Raw genomic sequence first — 25,313 nt, forward strand, 5'->3', positions numbered from 1 at the left:
ACTTAATTTTCACTCGATTTTAGCGAGCTGAATGGTGAATACATTTAAAGGACAGCAAAAGTAGTGAAGGGGACGGAATCGATTCTGAAGAAGCGGAGCGGTCGCCTGAAAGCTTTCTGCAAGAAAGCTGCATCGGAAGCATACGCTATTCCCGAATTTCTCCCTTTTAAAGGGAATCAAAGAAATTTGGGAATAACAGCGATCAGAAGAACGATCCGTAACCGGAACGGCCGCGCAAGCTGTATAAGGCATTTTTTTGTCATAAGTCACGATAGTGTAATTCTAATATGAATCATTATCATTTAGATGCACGGATGATAGTCTGGCAGGGTATAATAAGAGAAGAGGACTGTTTATTACAAGTTGATGTAAGAAGAGATGACAATCGCAGACAGGTTTTACTTTTCGAAACCACAGATGTTGTGTATAATCACTCAAAATAGAGACAGTCGGCTAGGAGTGATCCCCATGCAATGGAACGATCTGAGAGAACATAGACAATATCCTGAATTAACCAAATTGGATGGATCTCGTGCAGCGTATGAACGGGACTATTCGAGACTCATTCATTCACCGACCTTCCGTCGGTTACAGGGCAAATCGCAGGTGTTTGGTGCAGGAACGGGTGATTATTATCGTACTCGTTTGACCCATTCCCTGGAGGTGGCGCAGATTGCACGAGAGGCTGCCCGCAGCCTGATTCGTCGTTTTCCCGAGGTGGACTGGGACCGTGCGGATAACCCCGGCCTTATTATTGATTCAGAAGTGGTGGAGTGTGCTGCAATCGCACATGATTTCGGTCACCCGCCGTTTGGACATAAAGGTGAAGAAGTATTGGATGGTATTCTGGATGACCTCATCAACACCGAAGCTAAGAAAATCATGAAAAAAAGCCGCAGCGCCAAAGTTCCCAAGGTCGAGTCTGAAGTCCGTGCCGAGTTAAAACGGAAATATGAGCATTTTGAAGGCAATGCGCACAACTTCCGTCTCATTATGCACTTGGAGAAACGTGAAGATATCGACGGACTGAACCTGTCTGATGCGGTATTGCTTGGAATCAACAAGTATCCGTACCCCGGGACAGAGAGCAAGAAAGGCATGTATCATCATGAGTGGCAATATATTCGGGAGATCCGTGAACGCTGGAACGTGCCGGCAGGCAAGAAGACGCTGGAAGCACAGCTGATGGATCTCTGCGACGATATTGCGTACTCCTCACATGACCTGGAGGATGGCATCAAAGCAGGCAAAATTGAAGTACATGAGCATTTCCTGCAAGATCCGCATGTGAATCGACTGATTGTGGATAAGATTACAACGCTGGAGGATCTGTTCTGGAACGGATGGACCCGAGAAGCGATTGGGCAAAAGGTAGAAGAGGTCCTCGCTTCGTTCCTGCGCATCTGGAATGAGAAGATGCCGTTCTGCGAGCATGATTACTCACGTACCCGTCGTGAAGTGAAAGCCTATTGGGTGAGCTTTTTTGTAGGTAGCCTGGGCGTTATTGACGACGGCGACTGGAAGAAGGTAACTTTTGTCCGTGAAGGGGCTGAAGACCTCGATATGCTGCGTACGGTGAGTGTGCTCAAGAGTTTTGCCTGGGTGACGATGATTCGTGACCTGCGTGTGCAACGGCTACAGAAGCGCAGTGAGTGGATGATTAAGCGATTATGGGATGCATTCCTCGATCCGGAAACGTCCAAATCCATTATTCCATCCGACTGGCTGCAGCGTTATGAGAAGGATCAGGCAAAAGCCCAGCCGATCTGGACTTGGGAACACATGGTGATCGATTATATCGCAGGAATGACGGATGCATTTGCCGAGAAAATATATAATGAACTCTACGGTCTGAAGGTGGGTTCGATCTACGATCTGGATTAAAATGAACCGATATAAAGGGAGATGAGACGCGTGGCTAAGCGAATGAGTGAGACGTTCAGTCTGGGCGTACTTGACCTTGTTCCAAGGTTAAACGATGCCACAGCGGAACAGGCACTTCAACAATCGGTTACACTTGCGCAACATGCCGAGTCTTGGGGATACGCCCGATACTGGACATCAGAGCATCATGATATGGCTGAACTGGCATCGGCCTCTCCCGAAGTACTGTTATCCCACATCGGAGCAAGGACGACAACGATCCAACTTGGCTCTGGTGCGGTCTTGTTGCCGCATTATAGCCCACTCAAGGTTGCGGAGTCGTTCCGCCTGCTGGCTGCGCTCTATCCGGGGCGCATTGAGCTTGGGCTCGGACGTGCTCCTGGCGGTGGACCTCATGCCACGATGGCACTCAGTGGCAATTACTTGCAGCATGTGTCCAAGCTGCCCGAATCACTTGCAGCACTCACAGAATTGCTCGAAGACCGCTACATGTACGAGGATCATCCCGTGACAGCTCGTCCGATTCCCAAGCTTCCGTTATCACTCTGGATGTTGGGAACTAACGTGAAGAGTGCAGAATTTGCGGCACGGTTTGGCATGGGATATGTATTTGGTCAATTCATGAGTGATGCCGATGGTACAGAGGCTGTAAAGCGATACCGGGAAGGATTTATTCCTAGTGCAACGATGAAGGAGCCTGAGGTTATGGTGGCAGTCAGCGTATTGTGTGCCGAGTCGGAGACGGATGCTATGGCCTGGAGTCGTGACATGATGGAGAGACGCGAGGCAAATGGGAAAGAACGTTCAACTGAGCCGAATTCAAGTGGTATCACGGTCTCTAACACGAATGATGCAGCCGTTATTGATCATAAAGAATCGGTGCGGCACTATGCAGGTACAGCTGAGCAGGTATGGGCGCGATTGCAACAGGTGAGTAGCAGGTTGGATACGGAGAGGTTGCTTCTGGTTACGGCAGGACCAGATTATAAGCGCAGGTTGGATTCATATCGATTGCTGGCTGAGCATAAGACAGCAATACTGAACTAGGCTGATCGCTTTATGATGTTAGCCGTTGAAATCCGAACAAACCGAAGAGCTGCAGATCGGGACTTTACCGTATGCTGCAGCTCTTCGGTTTGAACTTTGTCAAGATTCAACAATCTTTTACAAAACCAAGCATCTTAATGACAAAATAATGTTATAATACTTTACGTCTATTTTCCTATCGATATAATATAGATAAGTTCTTTTGACAAGAGGTCAAAAGAAGGGGAAAACAATGACAAACGCACCTGCATTCGGGATGACCGAAGAGGTCAAGGGGGAAATCATATGTTCAGCAGATTCAAGATCAAGAGTATCGGTCTGCGTATCAGCATCGCGTTCTACTTGTTAATCCTCTGTTTAATTGTTTTGAGTGTCACGATTGTCACCCGGATGAATTCAATTGAAACCAATACCAATGAAATTACGAACAATTGGATGCCATCAATCCAGCAAATTAATCGGTTAAACTATACCACAGAGCATGTCCTGTCACTAAGTTATCGTCACTTTGACGCGGAAGAAACAGACAAGGCATTTTTGTCAGAAGAGCGTACCAAGTATATTCGTGAGACGACGCAGGCGATTAAAATTTATGATCAGCAGGAGAAGTCTGCGGAAGAGCTCGAACACTGGTCTGCGTTCAAGAACAAATGGGAAGCATATCTCAAGATTAATACGCAATCGATCAAGCTGAGTGATGAGGGTCAGACACAGCTGGCGAAGGAAGTAGCTGATAAAGGTGCTGATTCCTTTGACACTATGCAAGTCGATCTCGATTATCTCGTGGAATACAATCAGGAACAGTCCAATCTGGCGGCGTCCCAAACGATCCGATCGGTGCAGGATGGTAGGTTAATCATCATTATCGGTGTTCTTGTCATGATTGTCATTACAGCGATCAGCATTCCGATTATTCGTTCACAGGTCGTGAAACCACTGCTACGTGTCATTAGTGCGGTGAAACTGATTGCAGAAGGCCAACTGAATGTTCAGGACATACATACCAAACATGAGGATGAAGTCGGTGTTCTGGCCAAAGCGGTGAATGACATGAAAGGTAACCTGACTTCCATGGTTCTGAGCGTCAGACGAATTGCGCAAGCTGTCAATCTGCAAAGTGGAGAACTTGCAATATCCTCAGAAGAGGTTAAGATTGGTAGTCGCCAAATTGCTGTGACCATGGAAGAGTCAGCCAAGGCCGCGGAGAGCCAGGCAGAGACAGCCGTGGAATCAGCTCGTACGGTTGAAGTGTTGAATGATCACATTCAGAATCATACGGAACAAGGTAGCCAGCTGCGCGTCATGTCGGATCTTGTACTGGAGCAAGGGCTGAATGGTCGCAAGGCGATGGAACAGTCGGTGCAGCAGATGCAACAGATTTCCGGTTCGGTCTCGGCTTCCATGAACAAGATGGAACGGTTGAATCGTAAAAATGAAGATATTTCCAAGCTGGTTCAGGTCATTCATGACATTGCACGTCAAACCAATCTGCTGGCATTGAATGCCTCCATTGAGGCAGCACGTGCGGGAGAGAGTGGACGCGGATTCGCTGTAGTTGCATCAGAAGTGCGGAAGTTATCTGAGGCTGTGCAGACTTCGGTCGAAGAGATCACAGCGATTACCGAGGATATTCAGCAGGAGTCACAAGGGGTAGTTGCGGAATTACGTACGGGCGTTCAGGAGACCGAACTGGGTCAGGAACATGTGCTTGCTTCAGGTCAACTCTTCCGTACAATTAACGAATCGGTGGAAGGCATGGTTGGTGTCATCAGCACGATGACAGATGGTCTCGCAGGTATGCAGGAGGCAAGCGGACGAATGAATGATTTCAGTCAGCAGATTTCCGCTGTTTCGGAACAATCGGCAGCGAGTGTGGAAGAAGTTTCTGCATCGGCGGAAGAGCAGGTAAGTTCCATGGAAACGATTAGCGGCAACATTCAAAGTCTGAAAGAATTATCGGAAGATTTGCTTACATCCATTGAAAAATTAAAAATATAACCTTCTTCTTATAATAGAAGAAGCTGGAATCAAGCAGGCGGCGATTGGTGAGAAATCAGTATGATATATGAGCTGTTGGCCTATAACGTTTGCCAGCAATAATGATTAGGTTTCCAATGTTATAATCTCAAAATAAAGTAAGGCGTTCCTAAACAATGGGAACACCTTACTTTTTTCTTTCCAAATAGATACGTGCAAGGAAATGGATAGTTGTTTAGGAGCCTAACATTGTATACAATGACTACCTGAAGCAAACGTATGAGTCGTATTTGATATGTCTTCAATGAGCTTACTATTTATATAGAAGAAACATGATTAATGAAGGAAGGAGAGGGGGATTTTGCCTGATGAAACACTTGGTATTTACGCTACTTCTGGAAAACACCTCTACACCTTTGCTTGCCACGAGAACGAGCAAGAATTATGCATGCTGGAGCTGAATACGCTGCTTGAACCGAGTTCGGAGATCCCTATGGATATGGGGTCGTATGTGTGGTCTGAACGATGTATTCCACCTGGACGTAGTCCTTTTATCCATGGCAGACTTGACGTGATCGGCGAAGGGGATGCCGTGACTGATTTGCTTCCTCTTGCCAGAGATATTCATCTGTTGCCTGAAGAGACATTTAAGGTGGTTTGTCTGAAAGAAGGGGACCATACCCCTGATTATGCACAGTCTCGTCAACTGGAAAAAGAAATCGGCATGTGCATTAAGGGCAAGGCACAGATGAAACAACCTAAGGTGACTTTCGGCCTAATCCAAACAGGAGAAAAATGGATCTTGGGCCAGTGGACAGAAGCGGATCGATCATGGCAGATTCACCGGCAGAAGCCGCAAAATTACTCGACTGGATTTGGCATCACGCTCGCCAGAGCGCTGGTTAATATTGCTGTTCCGAGAGTAGAAAACCATCTCTTGCTTGATCCATGCTGCGGTATGGGAACGGTTGTAATTGAGGCTTTATCCATGGGAATTGATGCAAAAGGTAACGATCTCAATCCGCTGGCTGTCCGAGGTGCACGTATCAATCTGCCGCATTATGGGTATGATTCGGATCGAATCACACTGGGGGATATGAATGAGCTGCAAGATTTGTATGATGCAGCAATTCTGGACATGCCCTATAATCTCTGCTCTGTACTTCCGGATGCTGAGCAACGAGCCATGCTGGAGAGTTTGCGCAGATTGGCAAAACGGGCAGTGATTGTTTCCACAGAGTGGGTAGAAGAGCACTTGTTGGAAGTGGGATGGGCTGTAAAAGAGTACCGAACAGTACACAAAGGCACGTTTATACGTCATATTTGGCTTTGTATGTAAGCGTAAAAAAACAAACACTCTACCTCTAGGGAAATTTCCAGAGGTAGAGTTTTTTTACTGTGTACATTTCAATTGAACTAATGATTTACACGAGAACGTAGAGGACAGAAATAACCTGAAGAAGCGGAGCGTTCACCTTTATTCACAGATTTTAACCTTTCTACAAGTGAATTAAAAAAATCTGGGAATAACAGTGATCGGAAGGTTGTTCTGTCATCGAAGTTGCAAGTGTAAATATTTTTTAGTTCTATTGAAATCGTTGATTTGATTTGCACAATATTGCATGGGAACGGGTGTTTGTGTTAATATTTATGACTATAATCCACAAGGTTCACCGGCAGGGTATCGCCAGCGACGTAAGCTTCCAGATTTTTGACGAAAATATCGACTGCTCGATCCGCGTATTGCTCTGTACTTCCTGCGATATGGGGCGTAATTAACACGTTATCCATGCTCCATAGCGGGTGGTCTGCAGGAAGAGGTTCTTCTTCGAACACGTCCAGTGCAGCGAAAGCAACTTGACCGTTTTGGAGTGCATTCAGCAACGCTTCCGTTTTCACACTAGGGCCACGGCCCACATTGACGAAGCAGGCACCGGATCGGAACTGCTCAAATGCAGTTTGATCATATATATGTTTGGTTTCATCAGTTAGCGGTAAAATGTTAATTACATAATCGCCTTGGCTCAAGGCTTCATGTAAACCGGTCATGTCGTACATTTGGTCCACATTGGGGACATCCTTACCTGAGCGGCGAACTCCGATTGTGTGCATGCCGAGTGCTTTGAGAATACGGGCTGTTTCCGTACCGATCTCACCTACACCAACGATGACCGCTGTTTTGCCATGCAGTTCCGGTAGTGGTTTGGCAGGAGCTTTCCATTCGGCCTGTTGTTGATGCAGCATAGCTTGTCTCAGCCAGCGACTGTGGGATAACATCATGCCCAGAATAATTTCGGTGATAGGAATCGCGTGAACTCCATTTGCACTGGTGACCTGAATGTTCTTTTGTTGCAAATCTGCGAAGGGGAGATTGTCTACACCAGCAGACCAGACCTGAACCCACTTCAACAGGCTGTCCTGTTTCAATGCATGCTCTGTGACGAGTGGGGACCAACCTAAAATAACCTCAGCTTCTTTCAACTCAGCGGGATCCAATTCCTTGGCTTTTCCGAATTTCAGGGTGTATCCCGGTGCAGCATTCTGAATGCGCTCTTGCTGTTCTTCGGATAGAGATGGAAAACATACAATTTTACCCATAATGTGTGGTCCTCCTGAGATAAATAGTTTGATGAGTTTGATAATTAAAGTGTATCAGATTTGGTGTTGGATGTGCATTAAGGTGGGAAATGCAGGAATCTAGCCTTATTTGCAAATGGTTATATTTGTGTCACTCTATACTTACCCAACTTGAAACGATATGTATAGTTATGAAATAATAGAGCGAACTTTAGAGAGGTGTATGCAATGAATAACCAATCACATCAGGATCATTCCTCCCGACGGGAAAGATTGTTTGTAGCCATTCGTCTTCCTGTTGCTGTTCAGCAGTCTCTTCAGATGGATGCGAGGCTTGTACAGAACAAGCTGGATTTTCGTAAATGGACAGATCATAGAGATTATCATATAACCTTGCAATTTCTGGGGGATACGTTAGTTAGTGACATCGGACACCTGCGAAAAGCATTGCGCTCAGCAACAAGCGGATTCCAGCCGTTTGAACTTCAGCTTTCCGACTGGGGCACATTTGGGCTTGAAGAAGCACCTAAGGTGCTTTGGAAAGGTGTTAGCGGAGAGATAGAGCGCTTGTTTTCATTGCAAAAACAAATCGTGCAGGCGACTTCGCCCCTTGGGTATGAAGCTGAATTAAGACCTTATGCTCCCCACATTACCATTGCCAGAAAATATCTGGGACAGGTTCCAGGTAATGAGAATAAAGGGGTATCTGGAGTGCTTCCGGAACATTCCACAGGTGTTAATTCATGGATGGTGGAGGACATTGTACTTTATGTGACAAGGCTTGGCCAATCGCCAATGTATGAGGTAGTGGACACGTTCACTTTTTCCTGATAATCATTTTTATGCCATAAAATCACATTGACATAACGTTTATCCCTATGTAATATTAGCCATCGTTATTCAAATTCTTTTTTTTGGGTTACTTAGTTAAGGGAATTGTTTCGACAGGAGGAATCTTCGAATGAACATTATAAGCAAAAATCGTTGGGTAGCACCGATGTTATCAGTGCTGCTTGTATGTATAGTGGGGGTAAATGTCGTTCAGGCGACGGGGAAGTGGAATGAAGCTAGTGATAGTAAACAGATGACCGAACTTGCGGCTTCTGGGCAAAATAATCAAACATCTACGCAAGAAGAGAGGCGCATGATGGAAGATGGGACAAGTCTGTCCTCTAATCTGTCTGCCCAAACTGTAGCGTGGACTGAATCTCTGCCAGCGAAGAACTGGCTTACAACTGCTCAAGAAGAGCAGGAATTGCAAGAAGCCAAGGCCAAGAACAAAGCTAGAGCGGTAGCTGCGGCCAAAGCCAAAAAAGAAGCTGCACTGAAATTGGCCAAAGTGAAACGTGCCAAAGAAGTCGCTGCTGTAACAACTCCCCCCCAAAAACTATACTTTACACGGACCAAACTTCTGAACCAGGAAGACTCGAAACTTGCAACCTGGTCATACAGTGTGTCCGATAAAGAACTGCATCTGCTGCAAAAAATCGTCATGGCAGAAGCGGAAGGTGAACCGTACGAAGGCAAAGTGGCAGTTGCCAATGTTGTCTTAAACCGGCTGCGGTCAGCCAATTTTCCCGATACCATTTACAAGGTCATCTATCAGAAATCCCAGTTTAGTCCTGTAGCGAACGGACGCATGAAGCGTGTGGTTCCCAACGAGGACAGCATCAAAGCAGTGAATGCTGCGTTGAACGGGAAGAAGGAAGTTGCCGATGATACGTATTATTTCTTATCATTGACGCTTGCCGACGATCTGACAGTTGCTCGTTCGCAGAAAAAAGTAAAAACGATCGGTCATCATACTTTTTACAAGTAATCGACCCGTAAATTCTGCAAACAGGCAGGGTAGTTAACTGTGTGTGCATCACACGGCCCTTGAAAAAGCCTGAATCGTAGTTTTATTTCGTTATTTAAAAATATCGTTATACTCTAAATTACCCTTTTTTCTGCCAAATCATACGGTGGAATTCGTGAAAATAAAAGAAGGTTCCCTTCCAAAAATGCGGAAGGGAACCTTCTTTGTATATCGTGAGCAATTGTCTTGTCCCCTATAACACCTCGTGAGAGCTATTCTATAGGTCCGTAGAGGCGTCAGAATGGTATTCTGGTACCTGACAAGGACGTGGCAGTAATTCCGGCTGTGAAGCGCTCCAAGGAGGTTGTTGTGACATCGGCTGTCGTTGGAAACAATAAGTCATGAACAGCTTGAGCACAGCACTTCGGATCATAGACCGAATGGTTACCTGAATGATGCGCTACGTTCAGCGGGCTTTCAGTTTGAGTAGATGCCTGCTCAACTAGTTGTCTGAAACGATTGGTGATCACGTCGGCAGAGTGAATGACCTGGCCGTATCCGGCTTGTACAAAGTATTCACAGTTCTCTTCCTCTTGACCTGCAATTGGAGGAATGAACAACATCGGTAGACCCTTGGCCAACGCTTCAGTGCATGTCATACCACCTGGCTTCGTAATCAGCACATCGGATAAATCCATCAGTTTGCTTACTTCCCGTGTATATCCCAAAATACGAATATTCGGATGCTGGAAGCAAGGCATTTCCTTCATTTTTGCAATCATTTTTTCATTACTTCCTAGACAGAAGACCAATTGAACACGATCTGCCCAAGACGTGAGAGCTTTCATATGATCCTCATCAAACGAAAGTCCCCATCCGCCACCCATAAGTAGCGCCGTAGGCATGTTCTGAAGCCCCATCTCTTCCCGTAGCTTCACCTTATCTCCTGCTTCCCAGAAGTCTGGATGCACAGGAATTCCCGTGATCTGAATATGGGAGGGATCGACACCCCGGATCTCAAGCAATGCTTTGACCTGAGGGGTAGAGACCAGATATTTGTTCACTTCGGGATTAATCCATGTTCCATGCACGTCATAATCCGTCACGACCGTATAGAGCGGGATATTCAGACCCTGGCGTTTGAGCCGGGAGATGACAGCATTCGGAAAAGGATGGGTACAGATCACCGCATCGGGTTTCAGTTGGGATACGACCTGTGCCGTCTGTGTATAGAAAATTCGGTGCAACGCCAGCTTGGTAAAACCATTTAATGATTTATTGTACTGTGTGCGGTACAACAGGCTGACCAGTTTGGGTTGAACCGATAGTGTCTTTCGATATGCAGAGAAAATTAATGGAGCTACCGTTGGGTTCAAAAATTTGCCTAGTTCAATGACACGACTGTGAACATGTGGACTGACTTTTTTGATGCCATGTGCCAGCGCATGAGCGGCCTGAGTGTGACCGGTACCGAAACCTTCCGATAATAAGAGCACTCTTGGTTTTCGCATGAGTTCACCTTTATTCATAAGTTTTAATTCAAAAAGAAGATATTCATTGTTTATTCTAGCTATGGAATGCGTTACTACATGAATATACATTGAAGCACAAAATCATGTTTCTTCTATGAATATTTACACCATATATCTTACAATGAGACAAACTAAACTTCATTATATACACGTATTATCTGAGTCATCTTACACTATAGACGACGACAGAAGGAGTTTCCACTGCATTTAGGTTAAAAAATATTAACACAATTTTTAAAATGTTAGGGTTGCAATCTGTTTTTGAAGGTGGTATTGTAGTTTTTGACCGAATGACTGAATTGTATTTTTGGTCATTTATGTAGAGCGATTGAACAATGAACGTGATTAAAGGAGGGATACGATGGCTCCGATTGACAGGAGACAGCAGGTTATTCATGCAGCAGCCCAGTCGTTTGCCATGTTTGGATACAAAGCAACGACGATGGATCAGGTCGCCAAGATTGCGAACGTTGGCAAAGGAACGATCTATACGTTTTTCACCAATAAGGAACAATTGTTTGATCAGATCCTGGTAGAAGTGATTCAGGAAATGAAAAACATCGCGCATCGTGAAGTACATCAGGAAAGTGCATTTTTCGATAATCTGTTTCGGGTACTGGATGCATTGTTAGAGTTTCGTCGTGATCACGATCTGCTCGTTAAGTTATCTCAGGAGCTGAAGGACTTTGGAACGCTGCAGGCCAAGGAAGGATTGGACAAGGTGGAGAAAGTAATCTCCGACTTTCTGGCTAAGGAGCTTGAGAAAGCAAAAGACAATGGAGAGATTCGAGATTGTGATCCGCAAGTCGTCGCATTTATGATGATTCGCCTGTACATTGCACTCACTTCAGACTGGAGCAAACAACATCAACCGCTGAGCAAAGAGGAAATTAAGACTTACTTTCGCCTTTTCTTAATGGAAGGAATTGCTGCTGTAACGTAATCCGAATTTAATCTACTATAATATAAGGATTTTTACGCGTATCAAGCAGGGAGGCTTGTCGGAAGACAGGTTGTTTTTTTGTCCTAAAGTGACCGTTTGAGGAAAGTGGTCACTTCGTGTTTCAGTATGTTTTCTGGAATGCGACATTGTATTTCATTATGGTTATTCCTGCTCATGGAGCAGAGAGATTAAGGGGAGAAAATGACATGAAATCTTTATCCGTGTTTTTCAAGGATGTGGGATCGGCCGTGAGAAACCCGAAGGTGTTGATCCCTGTTATTGCAATAATGTTCATACCGATCCTGTATAGTGGCATCTATCTGGCAGCCTATTGGGACCCGTATGGTCATGTGGATGAGATGCCGGTTGCCGTTGTCAATCTGGATAAAGGCGCTGAGCTGGAGGGCAAATCCCTCCATGTGGGTAGTGATCTGGTGGATGAACTGAAGAAAAATGCCGATTTCAAATGGGATTTTGTCAGTGCGAGTCAAGCCAAAGAAGGCATGAGTAATGACAAATATTATATGCAAATTACGATTCCGGAGAACTTCTCATCCCAAGCAACAACATTGCTCGATGACAAGCCGGAGCCGGCTGATCTGATCTATGAACCAAACGGCAATTACAGTTTTGTCGGTGCACAGATCGGTAAGACCGCTATTAAGGACCTGAAAGCAAAAGTCTCAGCCAAAGTAACGGAATCCTATGCAGAAACATTGCTCGACAAGTTCTCCGAAGTATCGGATGGCTTGGCTGAGGCAGGTGATGGGGCGGGTGAACTGAATACCGGCGCAGGCAAACTGGATGATGGTGCTGTTAAGCTTAAGGATAACCTGGCGAAGCTTGCATCAGGAACGCTTGAACTTCAGGAAGGACTTTCTCCATTAAGTGATGGTGTTAACGCGCTGCACACTGGGGCAACCAAGCTTGAAAGTGGAACATCGAATCTTGTATCCGGTCTGCAACAGCTTCAGGCAGCTGCTTCGAGCCAGCTTCAGAGTGGAGCAGATCAGTTGAAGGATGGCAGCGCCAAGTTGGAAACCGGACTCCAGTCTTCACTGGATGGCACAAGTAAGCTGCAGGCTGGCCTGAAATCGTCAGAACAGGGCAGTGCGAAGCTGTCGGATGGTCTGCAAAGTGCCGTTCAGGGCAGCGGGACACTGGCAACAGGCTTGCAATCGGCTGTAGATGGCAGCTCCAAGGTTGCTGATGGTGCACAGGGCGTAGCCGCCGGATTGAAACAGCTTGCTGCATCGAACCCCGAACTGGCCGAAAATGCGGATGTACAGAAACTGCTTGCGGCAAGTGAAGCTGTTGCGGATGGCAGTGCACAACTGCATGAAAGCGAGCAGAAACTTGCGCAGGGTGCAGATCAGCTGCATCAGGGTAACCAGCAACTGGCTGCAGGTGCAGCCGAGCTTCATGGAGGTCAGGAGCAACTTCTTGCTGGTGCAAACCAGCTGGTGGATGGTCAGCAGCAATTGCTAGCTGGTGCCGGACAACTTAGTCAAGGAGGAGCGAAGCTCTCCGATGGTCTGAAGCAGTTCAGCGGCAAATTGGGTGATGCTGCAAGTGGCGGTACATTGCTTGCAGATGGTGCCAAGCAGCTGGGCTCAGGGACAACGGCTTTGCAAACGGGTGTAGGTAAACTCAGTGGTGGCGTTAATTCACTAACCGATGGTTCCAAGCAACTGGGTGATGGCGCTGGCAAACTGGCTGACGGTCTTACCGAGCTAAAAGATGGCTCAGGTGAACTGGCAACCAAGCTGAATGATGCCGCTCAGAAAACATCTGAAGTTAAGAAAACGGATGATGTGGTGAACATGTTCGCTGAACCTGTAAACTCCTCGGAGAACACAGCAGAGAACGTGAGCAATTATGGTACAGGATTGACACCGTTCTTCCTGTCGATTGGTTTGTTTGTGGGATCATTGATTTCCACGATTGTATTGAAAATGCGGGAAACGTCCGTACCGGGTGCAACAGGCTGGAATCGTTTTGTCAGCCGGACACTGGTATTTGGCTCCGTGAGTATTTTTCAATCGGTTATTGTGGCAAGTTTCATGTTATATGGTCTTGGACTGGAGACGCACAGCGTAGGGCTGTTCTATCTGTTTACCATTATTACAGGGCTGACCTTCATGTTGATCGTTCAGGCACTTGTAACCTGGCTGGATCTGCCTGGACGTTATGTTGTCATTCTGCTTCTGGTCTTCCAGCTTGCGGCTAGTGCAGGGACCTTCCCGGTAGAACTGATTCCATCATGGCTTCAAGCATTTAGCCCTTGGTTGCCAATGACACACAGCATTATGGGCTTCAAAGCCGTGGTATCGAGTGGTAATCTGGATGTGATGTGGCATCAGGCAGGAATTCTTAGTATCTATGCAGGTGTATCCATCCTGCTGACGCTTGCTTACTTCCTTTGGAATGGCAGACGTCCGAAAAAAGAAGTCGAACAGGCTGATTCTGGTCAAGTTGTGACGGCATAAGTCGAACCTGATCTTCAGCAGGGTCATATTTTTGAAAAAAAACTTTATTTTCTTGTAGTGAAATTATGCAATATAGTAGTCAAATAGTGCAAATAGCCTGTGACCCCAAAAAGGGGTTGCAGGCTATTTTGTATACAAATGCATAGAGAAGTAAAGTTTCGCTGGCTTAAGCAGTGAAAATTTGGTGGGATTATGGATAAACCTAGGCTGTACATGGAACGATTTTCTTCTGTCAGCAATTTAATTCAGTTGTACTCTGGCTTAAAAAGTGTATAATTATTCGAAAAAGAGATGAATTTAAACGTCACTACTGTAAAGCTGTACTGCAAAACATTTCTTATCAGAGGTATTAAAAAGTTTAAATTGCGCTGATGTTAGGTCGGTGTTAAAATAATAGAACTATATCAAAAAAACGTCGCTCCATTTCAGTAGTCGTGCCAGCGGCTGCGTGTTGATTTATACAGGCTGTTTGCCGGATCGTCCGGATCAGCTCATCTCATTTAATGGCTTCTGCCCAATAGCAGGCATTATTTTTGACAGTCTCATGCTGTCCCCTCTTCTATCTAGCAGGCTCTATCGCAAGCGAAAGGCCAGCTCCTCCCGTTTCATTGTTGCCTGTTGCCTATGTTCTTGATCTTTCCGAAATACTTCATTATAGAAAGGTTGCGTTCCATGAGACACATCGGATTACCTCCAAAACAGGGTCTGTATGACCCGCAGTTCGAAAAAGACGCATGCGGAATGGGTTTTGTTGCCAACATCAAAGGAGTACCTTCACACGATATCGTTAGTCAGGCACTGACCATGCTTAGTAACATGGAGCACCGTGGAGGACAGGGAAGTGAACCAAATTCCGGTGACGGAGCAGGTATCCTGATTCAGATCCCACATCGCTATTTTGCACAGGAAGCGGAACGTCTTGGTTTTGCATTGCCTGAACAGGGTTTCTATGGCGTAGGGATGTTGTTCATGTCCCAAGACCCTGCCATCCGTAGTGCACATGAAGAGAGCCTTAAGAAGATTATTGAAGAAGAAGGACAGACGTTCCTGGGTTTCCGGGATGTTCCTACTTTTGATGAAATGCTTGGCCGTTCTGCACTTGCAGCGAAACCTTATGTACGTCAGGTGTTCATTGGAAGATCAGCAGATGTGAAGGATGAGCTTGGATTCGAGCGTAAGCTGTATGTTATTCGCAGACGTGCTGAGCTGGCTATTCGTTATTCGGCAGATGAAGCAGAAGGCGGTTCATTCTACCTTCCAAGCTTGTCTTGTCGCAAAATTGTATATAAAGGCATGCTGACAACAGAACAGGTGGGAGAGTTCTATCTGGATCTGCAGCAAGACCTTGTTGAATCGGCTATTGCACTTGTGCATTCCCGTTTCAGTACAAACACCTTCCCGAGCTGGGAACGTGCCCACCCGTATCGCTTCATGATCCACAACGGTGAGATCAATACGATGCGTGGTAACGTGAACTGGATGCATGCACGCCAGTCCTTGTTCGAGAGCGAGTTGTTCGGTAACGACATCGCGAAAGTAAAACCGGTCATCAATCCAGACGGTTCGGATACAGCCATGTTTGATAACACACTGGAGTTCCTGTATCTGAGCGGCCGTTCTCTGCCACACGTGGCCATGATGATGGTCCCTGAACCTTGGAGCACGGATGAGGGAATGGACCCTGCCAAAAAGGCATTCTATGAATATCACAGCACGATGATGGAGCCTTGGGATGGACCAGCAGCAATGGCCTTTACAGATGGTTTGCAAATTGGTGCAACACTTGACCGTAACGGTTTGCGTCCAGCTCGTTATTATGTAACCAAGGATGACCGTATTATCCTGTCCTCAGAAGTTGGGGTACTTGATATCGCACCGGAAGAGATCCTGTACAAAGATCGTCTGCGCCCAGGTCGGATGTTGCTTGTGGATACACAAGAAGGCCGCATCATCGCGGATGAGGAAGTAAAAGCAATCATTGCAGCCGAGAATCCGTATCAGGATTGGCTTGATGAGCATTTGATGGATCTGAGCGAGTTGCCGGAAGCACCGGAACTTCCTGATCCAAAACATGATAACGTGACCCAGCTTCAGCTGGCATATGGTTATACATTTGAAGAACTGCGTAAAATCCTGGAGCCCATGGCAACAACAGGTATGGAAGCTACGGGTTCGATGGGTTATGATGCACCGCTGGCTGTGCTGTCGGATCGTCCGCAGCGTCTGTACAACTACTTTAAACAGATGTTCGCCCAGGTAACCAATCCGCCAATCGATGCAATCCGTGAAGAGATTGTAACGTCTACGGCAACAACCATTGGACCTGAGCGCAACTTGTTGAATCCAGAACCGGAGAGCTGTCGCCAGATCCGTCTGGATACACCGGTATTGTCGAATGAAGACTTTGCGAAGATTCGCCATGTGCGTCGCCCAGGCTTCCGCTCCATGACGATTCCAATCTTCTTCACCGCTGCGGAAGGAGCAGAAGGACTGCGCAAAGCGATGGATTTGCTCTTCGAAGCTGCGGATCGTGTCATCGACAAAGGTCATAACATTCTGATCCTGTCTGACCGCGGTGTGGACGCAGAGAATGCTGCCATTCCTGCATTGCTTGCTGTAGCAGGTCTGCATCACCATCTGATTCGCCAGGGAACCAGAACAAAAGTCAGCATTATGCTCGAATCGGCAGAACCGCGTGATATTCACCACTACGCGTTGCTGCTGGGTTACGGTGTAAGTGCGGTGAACCCTTATCTGGCCTTTGAAACGCTGGATGACATGATTCAGCAAGGGTTACTGCGTGGTATCTCGCATGAGAAAGCAGTGAAAAACTACATTAAAGCAGCTACCAAAGGCGTTACTAAAGTGTTGTCCAAAATGGGGATTTCTACGATTCAATCGTATCGTGGAGCTCAAATCTTTGAAGCGGTAGGTCTGAAATCAGACTTCGTTGACCGTTACTTTACCTGGACACCTTCCCGTATCGGTGGAATTGGGTTGGAAGAAGTGGCAGCCGAAGCGTTGACACATCATAACCGTGCCTTTACGGAAAAAGACGGTAACGATAAAGTATTGGATTCCGGTGGGGATTATCAATGGCGTAACGACGGAGAAGAGCATCTGTTCAATCCGCAAACCATTCATACTCTGCAACATGCGGTACGCACTGGGGATTACAAGCTGTATAAAAAATATTCCAAACTTGTACAAGGTGAGAATGATCAACTGTTGACCATTCGCTCCATGCTGAAACTGAAACCAGTTGGAGATTCCATTCCACTCGAAGAAGTTGAATCCGTAGAAGATATCATGCGTCGTTTCAAAACAGGTGCAATGTCCTTCGGTTCGATCAGTAAAGAGGCGCATGAAGATCTTGCCATTGCTATGAACCGTGTTGGAGGTAAATCCAATACCGGTGAAGGTGGAGAAGATCCGGCTCGCTTCATTAAAGATAGCAATGGGGATTCCCGTCGCAGTGCGATTAAACAGGTAGCATCCGGACGTTTTGGTGTTACATCCAACTACTTGGTTAATGCCGATGAAATTCAGATCAAAATGGCTCAGGGAGCTAAACCAGGTGAAGGCGGACAACTGCCAGGACGTAAAGTGTATCCTTGGGTTGCTGAAGTCCGTGGTTCAACACCAGGTGTAGGTCTGATCTCGCCTCCACCGCATCACGATATCTACTCGATCGAAGATCTGGCAGAGTTGATCTATGACTTGAAAAATGCCAATCCGCGTGCTGAGATTAACGTGAAGCTTGTATCGGAAGTGGGCGTGGGTACCATCGCAGCTGGTGTAGCCAAAGGCCGTGCCGATATCATCCTCGTCAGCGGATATGACGGTGGTACAGGTGCATCACCGCAAGGTTCGATTCGCCACGCAGGTATGCCTTGGGAACTAGGTCTTGCAGAGACACATCAAACGTTGATGCTGAACAATCTCCGTGACCGTGTTGTCCTCGAAACAGACGGTAAAATGCTTAACGGCCGTGACTTGGCGATTGCAGCCTTGCTTGGAGCAGAAGAGTATGGTTTCTCTACAGCACCGCTCGTTGCACTTGGCTGTATCATGATGCGTGTCTGTCAAATGGATACCTGTCCGGTTGGTGTAGCGACACAGAATCCGGAATTGCGTAAAAATTATATGGGTGATCCAGCTCATGTGGTTAACTTCATGCGATTTGTTGCTGAAGATGTGCGTGAGATCATGGCTGATCTTGGTTTCCGTACGATTCAGGAGATGGTCGGACGTACAGATTGCCTCGAAACGGTAGAAGCCGTAGATCACTGGAAGAAAAAAGGTGTGGATCTGTCTGTATTGCTGCACGTGCCTGAAATGCCGGAAGGCTCTGCACGTTACCGCACACAGCATCAGAATCACCAATTGGAAGAAACGCTGGATATGCAACAATTGCTGCCATTGGCACAGTCTGCTATTGAATCCGGTCAACCGGTTGAAGCGGTGCTTCCAATTACAAACGTTAACCGTGCAGTAGGTACCATTTTGGGTAGTGAGATCACACGCAAATATGGACTCGCAGGATTGCCTGAAGATACGGTTAAATTCAAATTTGTCGGCTCTGCCGGACAAAGCTTTGGGGCCTTTGTACCTAAAGGTATGACCTTGACCGTTGAAGGGGATTCCAATGACTACGTAGGTAAAGGACTGTCCGGAGGTAAACTGATCGTGATGCCTTCTCCGAAAGCAACGTTTGAGGCGGAAGATAATATCATTATCGGTAACACGGCTCTCTACGGAGCAACAAGCGGCGAAGCGTATATCCGTGGTATTGCGGGTGAGCGATTTGCTGTACGTAACTCGGGCGCCAAAGTAGTCGTTGAAGGGGTAGGCGACCATGGTTGTGAGTATATGACAGGTGGACGTGTCGTTGTACTGGGTGATACAGGTCGTAACTTTGCAGCAGGGATGTCCGGAGGTATTGCCTATGTGTATGATCCGGAAGGCACATTCCTGAAACGTTGTAATCTGGAAATGGTTCTTTTGGAGCGTATCGAAGATGTGGCCGAAAGTGCAGATCTGCGAGGCATGATTCAACGTCATGTTGCCAATACAGGAAGTGCTGTCGGTCAGCGCGTTCTGGATAACTGGCAAGATGCGCTGAATCAGTTCGTTCGGGTTATTCCGAAGGACTTCAAACGTATGACAGAACAGATCGAACGGATTCAGGCAACAGGTTTGACTGGAGACGCAGCGCTGCTTGCAGCGTTTGAAGCGAATATGCGTGAACTTGCACGTGCTGGAGGTTAATAACTTCCTTGTTCAAACGTATAAGTGCATGAACAGGTTGTATTAAGAATAATAGGAGCAATATGGTTGCCATCCCGGCACCATATTGCTCCTATTTTGCTTTCGACAAAATTAGAACCCCTTCAAAAAACGTTATCGCCATGAGACGACAACATCGAGGAACTTTCTCAAGTATAATAAGGCTAGTTTTGGAGGGCAGGGAAAGTATAAAGATAAGAGAGGTTAGCGGAATGAATATGAAGCATCCAAACAGGGACGATCGTAGGCCGACAGGTAAACAAGTCGAAGCAACCCAGATGGACATCATGAAGGTTTTACTGCAATGCGGAATCGACCCGGAGCGTTGGAACCATTTCGTATCCTCCGTCAACACCAAGCGTCCTTGACACAATAGACAAGCATGGAATGAAAGGGAATTAAGACACAAAAAAAGCCCAGAAGCCAGAGATGTTATCTCTCGGGAACTGGGTCCTCTTTTCGGGTTTAGTCCATACTGCGTTCCATTCGGACAAACGCAATAAAACGACGTGCCTCTTCTTCTGTTAAGGACTTCCCATCAATCATCAGATCGAAGCGTTCCAACACTTCCTTATCCGACAACTCCAAGGTATCAACGAATTCACGTACATCTTCATCCATCACAACATCGCTTTGCTTTGTACGTCCTATAAGATAATCAATAGACACCTCAAAGATGTCAGCAAGTCTCGTTAACACTTCGAAATCCGGTTTACGACGGTTCTTCTCGTAGTGGGAGAGAGCAGCTCTGGTAATATGAATGGAGCTCGCAAGTTCTTCTTGAGTAAGTCCCCGCTGTTCCCGTAATTCAGCAATGCGATTTCCGTAGCTCATAAGCTATTTCCCCCTGAACGACATCAAATATATATTGAAACAATCCTGAGCCAAGTGTTTGATCAGGGCAGCTTTCCTGCAAAAGAGTATCTCCTCATGTGTTTCCTTTAACTCATTTCCATTTGTAAATAGGTCTGTCTAAGGACATCTCAAATTGTCGTAAATCAAAAGAACCATGTCCAAATACCGCTTGACATGATACGTATTGTATCGTAAATTGGACGTATGGAGTTACAAAATGTATCATTTGGAATATTTTAAGTATCTCCTTGTTGCCTGGGCCATATACCTGTGAGAAGGAAGTGGAGGCAGTCCATGTAGGCTAATCCATTCTAAAGGAATGAAACCATGTATTCAATAATTCAGGAATGGGCTGATATGAAATTAAATGTCCATATGTACATTCAGGAGTTTCAAGGGAAAATGGTAGACCGCAAAAGACGCCCTGTTCTGTTACTTGGAATGGACACTCAAGCAATCACCTTCCTGAGCGACCTGAACTTGCCGGTATCATCAGAAATGCTCATTGGTTTGGATGTTGAAGATCAACATGTATGTGTACGACTTCACGCAAGGTTGCAATGGAAACAGCCCTTCGGAGAGCTCACAATGTATCATTCAAACTTGCATATTCAGCACGAACAGAAACTATATATAACTGGACAGTTAAACACAATGCTTACTGAAGTTCAGTTTCCCGCGGTTTCCCGTTTTCAGTATGAAAAGGCAACAGAACAAAAGGCTCTGCAGGAACCCTATCATTACATTGATTTCACCATATAATTCCAAGTCGATTCTTAACATTTTCTGAACAAAACATGTACTTAACGCCATTTTACTATATTTCATAGCGTTATGCATTAGTTCTTTAACACCAAAAGCATTTGCGCAATGAATAAAGGGGCGAGGGGGCTCATACTATTTCAGGAAGTTTGGATATGGTTGAAATGCACTGCCACATATTATCCGGTCTGGATGATGGTCCTGTTCGAATGGAGCAGTCCGTTGCGATGGCTGAGAAGGCGACAGCCTCAGGAATTACCTCCATTATTGCTACTCCGCATCACCTGAACGGGCAATACAACAATGAACCGATGGTGGTCAATCAGGCCGTGAACCTGCTTCACGCAGAACTTCGCAAACGTAACATTCGCCTGGAGATCCGTCCCGGACAGGAGATCAGGGTGCATGACAACCTGATTGGAGACTTATATGCAGGAAAGTGCTGCACACTCGCCGGAAGTCGTTACATGTTGCTGGAACTGCCCTTTGGTCATATTCCCTCACAGTTCCCCAGGATACTGCATGAATTACGAATAGCGGGAATCACCCCTATTATTGCTCATCCGGAACGTAATCGTGTCATTTTGAAGAAGCCAAGGTTGTTGGCTGATTACTTGAGTCAAGGCGGACTATGTCAGCTCACAGCTCAATCTTTCACTGGGCTTTTCGGACGGAAAGTTCGGCAGTGGTGTTTTCATTTTTGCAAAGAAAACGGGTTTCATTTCATTTCATCAGATGCACATGATACGTGCAAAAGGACATTTGCCATAAGTGAAGGAGAGCGGGCTATCGAGCGTCGATTTGGAGCTGAAGCCGTTAAGCGGCTGGCAGAGAATGCGTCGCACATTCTATCGAATTCGTGTCTGGTCACAGAACGCTGGAAACCTCGCAAATGGCTACTGTCCATCTGGTAGTTACATAGGATAGATCACAACGTATAGGAGGAATGAAAGTGGAACTGAAAGGATATTTTCGACTCTTACAAAAGAAACTGTGGTTGATTGTTGCAATTGCTTTGATAGCCGGTGTGGGTGCAGGGGTCAAAAGCATTTTCTTCACCCAGCCCATCTATGAAGCAAGTTCCAAACTGATCGTGAACCAGACTTCTAACGTTCAAGGCCAGGCGATGATGGACTTCAGCATGATCCAAACCAATATCAAACTCATTAACTCATACAGAGAAATTATTAAATCTTCCGCCATTATGGATAAAGTCGCTACTACGTATCCAGACCTGGGCTTAACCTCTGCTCAGCTCATGAACAGCACCTCCGTCTCTACAGCCAGCGAATCCCAAGTGATGAGCATAACTGTACAAGGGACTACCTACGAAAAAGCCGCCAAAACGGTCAATGCCATCTCCAACGTGTTCCAATCTCAAATCCCCCTAATCATGAAAATCGATAATGTGGCTATCCTCAGTGAAGCAAAAGTGGATAGTAACGCATCTCCAATCAATATGAAAACCACATTAAGCATCATTGTCAGTCTGTTCGCAGGTCTTGTGCTCGCGATTGCACTTGTGTTCCTGATGGATTATCTGGATGACACATTCAAATCCGAAAGTGAACTTGAAAAAGAACTGGGCCTGCCTGTGCTTACGGTTATATCCAAAATGAAAAAAGATGATCTGAAAAATACGAAAAATTACGTATCTCAACAGAAAGTGGGGGATGGCAAATATGTCGCGGCTAACCAATGAAAATAACAGTCTGGTGACCTATTTTAACTCCAAATCTCAAATCTCGGAGGGATACCGTAAATTACGGACCAATATTCAGTTCTCCTCAATCGATAGTCATATCAAAAAGATCATGGTGGCTTCAGCCGAAGCCGGCGAAGGCAAGACCACAACCATTAGCAACCTGGCGGTAACCTATGCCCAGGAAGGCAAAAAGGTTCTGCTGATCGATGCGGATCTGCGTAATCCTTCCTTGCACCAGGTATTTTCCGTACCGAATCATATCGGTCTGAGTAGTGTGCTGTCTAATCAGTACAGTGTGGAAGACGTGCTTAGAGAGAGCTATATCGATAATCTCCAATTATTCACTTCTGGCCCAATTCCGCCGAACCCTTCCGAGATGATTGGTTCCAACCGGATGAAAAGGCTCATTGAGAAGTTAGAGGATCAATATGATGTCATCATGTTTGATACACCGCCAGTGCTCGCGGTAACGGATGCACTCATTGTGAGTTCACTGTGTGATGGCGTGCTGCTGGTCGTGAACTCGGGCAAGGTCAAGAAGGAACTGGTGAAGAAAACCAAGGCTGCTCTGGAGCATGTGAATGCACGAATCCTGGGCGCAATCCTGAACAATATCAAAAACGTTGCAGTTCCGGTGGGCTACGGAGAGAAGTAAACCTTCCATCCAATGCTCCCAAGTAAACAGGTAATGTCTACTGTACCTTTATCACTGTAGGCACTCGGTCATGCTGTGGGTTCAGTTCAATGAACCTTAGACGTTAATCGTCGAAGGTATGACGTGAGGACGGGTTAGATGCCCTGGTTCAACTTTTATCAAACTAAAAAAAAAGAGGATAGGGTGGTATTTATGAAAAAAGTGAGAAAAGCAATCATTCCTGCAGCTGGACTAGGTACACGATTTTTGCCAGCCACAAAAGCGATGCCCAAAGAAATGCTCCCTATTGTGGACAAACCAACCATACAGTATATCGTTGAGGAAGCCATTGCCTCTGGAATTGAAGACATCATTATCGTAACCGGTAAAGGGAAACGGGCAATTGAAGATCATTTCGACAACGCTTTTGAATTGGAACATAACTTGCTGGAAAAAGGGAAGCTGGGCCTGCTTGAAGAGGTTCGCAAATCCTCTAACGTGGATATCCACTACATAAGACAAAAAGAGGCCAAAGGACTTGGTCATGCTGTCTGGTGTGCACGTAACTTTATCGGTGACGAACCTTTTGCCGTGTTGCTCGGAGATGACATCGTCGTATCGGAAGTTCCATGCACCAAACAATTGATTGATCAATATGATCAGGTTCAACATTCCATTGTTGGCGTACAAACCGTACTTGCTGAACAAACAGACAGATACGGTATTGTGGACCCGCTTCAATCGGATGGCCGTTTGACAGAGGTTCTCAGGTTCGTAGAGAAACCTGCCCAAGGCACAGCGCCTTCCAACTTGGCGATTATGGGGAGATACGTACTGAGTCCAGAGATTTTCGAACATCTGGAGCAACAAGAGATTGGTCAAGGGGGAGAGATTCAATTAACAGATGCGATTCAGCGCTTAAATGAGACACAAGGAGTGTATGCTTACGATTTCGAGGGAGTACGTTATGACGTGGGCGAGAAACTGGGATTCATTTTGACAACCATCGACTTTGCTCTGCAAAAACAGGAACTTAGAATTCCAATGCTGCAAGCTCTGCAACAGATTCTGGAAAAAGAGTCGGTAGAACATGTAGCCGGGGGGGAGTTTGAATGAGTCCATCTCCCCAAACGAAGGAAGCGGAGATCGTTATGGACCCAAGTCTGGGGTACAATGCATCAACGATGTCAGGACAAAATGCGGATAAAGTGTATCTATTTATGAAAAGAATGCTCGATTTGCTGGGTTCTTTCATAGGTTTGATCATTTTGTGCCCCTTGTTTGCGGTCATCGGATTACTTATCAAAATAGAGGCCCCGCAGGGGTCTGTTTTTTTTCGTCAGGTACGGGTCGGACAGAATGGAAAAGAGTTTCATATGTACAAATTCAGGTCCATGGTTGCAAATGCAGAAGATCTGTTGGAACAGCTGATTGATCAGAATGAAGTGAACGGGAATATGTTCAAAATGAAAAATGATCCCCGCATTACCCGGATTGGCAAGTTCATTCGGAAAACCAGTCTGGATGAGTTGCCACAGTTGTGGAACGTGTTCAGAGGAGAGATGAGTCTCGTTGGACCCAGACCGGCTCTGCCCAGAGAAGTGAAGAACTACACTTCCTACGACAGACAACGCCTTCAGATGATCCCGGGATGTACGGGATTATGGCAAGTCAGCGGACGAAACAGTGTTGGTTTTGAAGAAATGGTAGAGCTGGATCTGACGTATGCCCGTGAGCGCAGCATGATGGTGGATATCAAAATTATCTTCAGAACGTTCAAGGTGCTGGTAGGTTCGAAGGATGCGTTTTGAAACACGATTC

At 46.1% G+C, this 25,313-nt stretch carries 19 protein-coding genes; 16 read left to right on the forward strand and 3 right to left on the reverse strand.

Going from position 1 to position 25,313, the window contains the following annotated elements:
- Positions 1-468 precede the first annotated feature (468 nt).
- The 4 genes from ACETMN_RS06625 (at position 469) to ACETMN_RS06640 (ending at position 6,247) form a co-directional block, all read left to right on the forward strand.
- A complete protein-coding gene (locus ACETMN_RS06625; RefSeq protein ID WP_105597648.1) occupies positions 469-1,884 on the forward strand; it encodes a deoxyguanosinetriphosphate triphosphohydrolase family protein in 1,416 nt (471 codons plus the stop codon).
- Positions 1,885-1,905: 21 nt separating this feature from the next.
- On the forward strand, positions 1,906-2,931 hold the full coding sequence (locus ACETMN_RS06630; protein WP_179198478.1) for an MsnO8 family LLM class oxidoreductase: 1,026 nt from the start codon (positions 1,906-1,908) through the stop codon (positions 2,929-2,931).
- A gap of 285 nt (positions 2,932-3,216) precedes the next feature.
- On the forward strand, positions 3,217-4,929 hold the full coding sequence (locus ACETMN_RS06635) for a methyl-accepting chemotaxis protein (RefSeq protein ID WP_091015461.1): 1,713 nt from the start codon (positions 3,217-3,219) through the stop codon (positions 4,927-4,929).
- A gap of 340 nt (positions 4,930-5,269) precedes the next feature.
- A complete protein-coding gene (locus ACETMN_RS06640; protein WP_091015459.1) occupies positions 5,270-6,247 on the forward strand; it encodes a TRM11 family SAM-dependent methyltransferase in 978 nt (325 codons plus the stop codon).
- Between the two features lie 302 nt (positions 6,248-6,549).
- Here the strand turns inward: ACETMN_RS06640 and ACETMN_RS06645 are convergent, their stop codons facing one another.
- Positions 6,550-7,506, reverse strand: coding sequence for a D-2-hydroxyacid dehydrogenase (locus ACETMN_RS06645; protein WP_192133055.1), 957 nt, complete (start codon positions 7,504-7,506; stop codon positions 6,550-6,552).
- Positions 7,507-7,713: 207 nt separating this feature from the next.
- On the opposite strand from ACETMN_RS06645, the gene thpR reads away from it, so the two are divergent.
- Both thpR and ACETMN_RS06655 read left to right on the forward strand, forming a co-directional pair.
- Positions 7,714-8,316 carry an RNA 2',3'-cyclic phosphodiesterase gene (gene thpR / locus ACETMN_RS06650; protein WP_091015456.1) on the forward strand — a complete coding sequence of 201 codons (603 nt, stop codon included), beginning with the start codon at positions 7,714-7,716 and terminating at the stop codon, positions 8,314-8,316.
- A 130-nt stretch (positions 8,317-8,446) separates the two neighbouring features.
- On the forward strand, positions 8,447-9,304 hold the full coding sequence (locus ACETMN_RS06655) for a cell wall hydrolase (RefSeq protein ID WP_091015454.1): 858 nt from the start codon (positions 8,447-8,449) through the stop codon (positions 9,302-9,304).
- Positions 9,305-9,579: 275 nt separating this feature from the next.
- Here the strand turns inward: ACETMN_RS06655 and ACETMN_RS06660 are convergent, their stop codons facing one another.
- On the reverse strand, positions 9,580-10,794 hold the full coding sequence (locus tag ACETMN_RS06660) for an MGDG synthase family glycosyltransferase (RefSeq protein WP_091015453.1): 1,215 nt from the start codon (positions 10,792-10,794) through the stop codon (positions 9,580-9,582).
- 382 nt (positions 10,795-11,176) lie between these two features.
- Here ACETMN_RS06660 and ACETMN_RS06665 point away from each other — a divergent pair, with 382 nt between their 5' ends.
- From ACETMN_RS06665 to ACETMN_RS06680, 4 genes are all read left to right on the forward strand, one after another.
- The gene (locus tag ACETMN_RS06665; protein ID WP_036611349.1) at positions 11,177-11,758 is read left to right on the forward strand and encodes a TetR/AcrR family transcriptional regulator; all 582 of its coding nucleotides are present in this window, start codon (positions 11,177-11,179) and stop codon (positions 11,756-11,758) included.
- Between the two features lie 206 nt (positions 11,759-11,964).
- Positions 11,965-14,247 carry a YhgE/Pip domain-containing protein gene (locus ACETMN_RS06670; RefSeq protein WP_091016185.1) on the forward strand — a complete coding sequence of 761 codons (2,283 nt, stop codon included), beginning with the start codon at positions 11,965-11,967 and terminating at the stop codon, positions 14,245-14,247.
- 672 nt (positions 14,248-14,919) lie between these two features.
- A complete protein-coding gene (gene gltB / locus ACETMN_RS06675) occupies positions 14,920-19,518 on the forward strand; it encodes a glutamate synthase large subunit (protein WP_091015451.1) in 4,599 nt (1,532 codons plus the stop codon).
- Between the two features lie 230 nt (positions 19,519-19,748).
- A complete protein-coding gene (locus ACETMN_RS06680) occupies positions 19,749-19,904 on the forward strand; it encodes a hypothetical protein (RefSeq protein ID WP_179198477.1) in 156 nt (51 codons plus the stop codon).
- A gap of 97 nt (positions 19,905-20,001) precedes the next feature.
- Here ACETMN_RS06680 and ACETMN_RS06685 read toward each other — a convergent pair whose 3' ends face one another.
- Entirely contained in the window at positions 20,002-20,370 is a 369-nt protein-coding gene (locus ACETMN_RS06685) for a helix-turn-helix domain-containing protein (RefSeq protein WP_017690127.1), read from the reverse strand.
- 378 nt (positions 20,371-20,748) lie between these two features.
- On the opposite strand from ACETMN_RS06685, the gene ACETMN_RS06690 reads away from it, so the two are divergent.
- From ACETMN_RS06690 to ACETMN_RS06715, 6 genes are all read left to right on the forward strand, one after another.
- Positions 20,749-21,153: a hypothetical protein gene (locus ACETMN_RS06690; protein ID WP_143786500.1), complete on the forward strand. Its 405-nt coding sequence runs from the start codon at positions 20,749-20,751 to the stop codon at positions 21,151-21,153.
- Positions 21,154-21,308: 155 nt separating this feature from the next.
- The gene (locus ACETMN_RS06695) at positions 21,309-22,067 is read left to right on the forward strand and encodes a tyrosine-protein phosphatase (protein ID WP_091015446.1); all 759 of its coding nucleotides are present in this window, start codon (positions 21,309-21,311) and stop codon (positions 22,065-22,067) included.
- A 32-nt stretch (positions 22,068-22,099) separates the two neighbouring features.
- The gene (locus ACETMN_RS06700) at positions 22,100-22,855 is read left to right on the forward strand and encodes a YveK family protein (RefSeq protein ID WP_197997772.1); all 756 of its coding nucleotides are present in this window, start codon (positions 22,100-22,102) and stop codon (positions 22,853-22,855) included.
- On the forward strand, positions 22,836-23,513 hold the full coding sequence (locus ACETMN_RS06705) for a CpsD/CapB family tyrosine-protein kinase (protein WP_091015443.1): 678 nt from the start codon (positions 22,836-22,838) through the stop codon (positions 23,511-23,513). Before ACETMN_RS06700 ends, ACETMN_RS06705 begins: the two co-directional genes overlap by 20 nt.
- A gap of 192 nt (positions 23,514-23,705) precedes the next feature.
- Positions 23,706-24,608: a UTP--glucose-1-phosphate uridylyltransferase GalU gene (galU, locus tag ACETMN_RS06710; RefSeq protein ID WP_036611572.1), complete on the forward strand. Its 903-nt coding sequence runs from the start codon at positions 23,706-23,708 to the stop codon at positions 24,606-24,608.
- Positions 24,605-25,303, forward strand: coding sequence for a sugar transferase (locus ACETMN_RS06715; protein ID WP_036668903.1), 699 nt, complete (start codon positions 24,605-24,607; stop codon positions 25,301-25,303). The genes galU and ACETMN_RS06715 overlap by 4 nt, the downstream gene beginning before the upstream one ends.
- Positions 25,304-25,313 lie beyond the last annotated feature (10 nt).

This window comes from Paenibacillus sp. M2, assembly GCF_046713495.1.
GTDB classification, from domain to species: domain Bacteria; phylum Bacillota; class Bacilli; order Paenibacillales; family Paenibacillaceae; genus Paenibacillus; species Paenibacillus amylolyticus_B.

Excerpts from the sequence above, each read along its gene's own strand:
- ACETMN_RS06625 (WP_105597648.1), top strand. The coding sequence starts at position 469 with ATGCAATGGAACGATCTGAGAGAACATAGACAATATCCTGAATTAACC.
- ACETMN_RS06630 (WP_179198478.1), top strand. The coding sequence starts at position 1,906 with ATGAGACGCGTGGCTAAGCGAATGAGTGAGACGTTCAGTCTGGGCGTA.
- ACETMN_RS06635 (WP_091015461.1), top strand. The coding sequence starts at position 3,217 with ATGTTCAGCAGATTCAAGATCAAGAGTATCGGTCTGCGTATCAGCATC.
- ACETMN_RS06645 (WP_192133055.1), bottom strand. The coding sequence starts at position 7,506 with ATGGGTAAAATTGTATGTTTTCCATCTCTATCCGAAGAACAGCAAGAG.
- thpR (WP_091015456.1), top strand. The coding sequence starts at position 7,714 with ATGAATAACCAATCACATCAGGATCATTCCTCCCGACGGGAAAGATTG.
- ACETMN_RS06655 (WP_091015454.1), top strand. The coding sequence starts at position 8,447 with ATGAACATTATAAGCAAAAATCGTTGGGTAGCACCGATGTTATCAGTG.
- ACETMN_RS06660 (WP_091015453.1), bottom strand. The coding sequence starts at position 10,794 with ATGCGAAAACCAAGAGTGCTCTTATTATCGGAAGGTTTCGGTACCGGT.
- ACETMN_RS06665 (WP_036611349.1), top strand. The coding sequence starts at position 11,177 with ATGGCTCCGATTGACAGGAGACAGCAGGTTATTCATGCAGCAGCCCAG.
- ACETMN_RS06670 (WP_091016185.1), top strand. The coding sequence starts at position 11,965 with ATGAAATCTTTATCCGTGTTTTTCAAGGATGTGGGATCGGCCGTGAGA.
- gltB (WP_091015451.1), top strand. The coding sequence starts at position 14,920 with ATGAGACACATCGGATTACCTCCAAAACAGGGTCTGTATGACCCGCAG.
- ACETMN_RS06680 (WP_179198477.1), top strand. The coding sequence starts at position 19,749 with ATGAATATGAAGCATCCAAACAGGGACGATCGTAGGCCGACAGGTAAA.
- ACETMN_RS06685 (WP_017690127.1), bottom strand. The coding sequence starts at position 20,370 with ATGAGCTACGGAAATCGCATTGCTGAATTACGGGAACAGCGGGGACTT.
- ACETMN_RS06690 (WP_143786500.1), top strand. The coding sequence starts at position 20,749 with ATGAAATTAAATGTCCATATGTACATTCAGGAGTTTCAAGGGAAAATG.
- ACETMN_RS06695 (WP_091015446.1), top strand. The coding sequence starts at position 21,309 with ATGGTTGAAATGCACTGCCACATATTATCCGGTCTGGATGATGGTCCT.
- ACETMN_RS06700 (WP_197997772.1), top strand. The coding sequence starts at position 22,100 with ATGAAAGTGGAACTGAAAGGATATTTTCGACTCTTACAAAAGAAACTG.
- ACETMN_RS06705 (WP_091015443.1), top strand. The coding sequence starts at position 22,836 with ATGTCGCGGCTAACCAATGAAAATAACAGTCTGGTGACCTATTTTAAC.
- galU (WP_036611572.1), top strand. The coding sequence starts at position 23,706 with ATGAAAAAAGTGAGAAAAGCAATCATTCCTGCAGCTGGACTAGGTACA.
- ACETMN_RS06715 (WP_036668903.1), top strand. The coding sequence starts at position 24,605 with ATGAGTCCATCTCCCCAAACGAAGGAAGCGGAGATCGTTATGGACCCA.